Source organism: Pseudoalteromonas sp. Angola-4 (genome assembly GCF_028599265.1).
GTDB lineage: Bacteria > Pseudomonadota > Gammaproteobacteria > Enterobacterales > Alteromonadaceae > Pseudoalteromonas > Pseudoalteromonas atlantica.
Map to the genome: position 1 here is coordinate 1 of NZ_JAQREK010000127.1, position 255 is coordinate 255.

The window sequence follows — 255 nt, forward strand, 5'->3', positions numbered from 1 at the left end:
GCTCTGGGATGTAAGAATCTAGTGCTTCTGCAAGCTCAACGATCTTGTCTTCCCACTGCTTTTCGCCTTCAAGTGCTTTAAGAGCAGAACCTTGAATTAGTGGTAAGTCATCACCTGGGAAGTCGTATTCAGAAAGAAGTTCACGAACTTCCATTTCTACTAGCTCAAGTAGCTCTTCGTCGTCAACCATGTCACATTTGTTCATGAATACAACGATGTAAGGTACGCCAACCTGACGAGAAAGTAGGATGTGCT

1 protein-coding gene is annotated in these 255 nt (G+C 43.9%); it reads right to left on the minus strand.

Annotation, left to right across the window (positions count from 1 at the left end; genetic code table 11):
- A partial coding sequence (locus tag PSH48_RS21125; RefSeq protein ID WP_273604851.1) for a GTP-binding protein occupies window positions 1-255 on the minus strand: 255 nt, incomplete at both ends.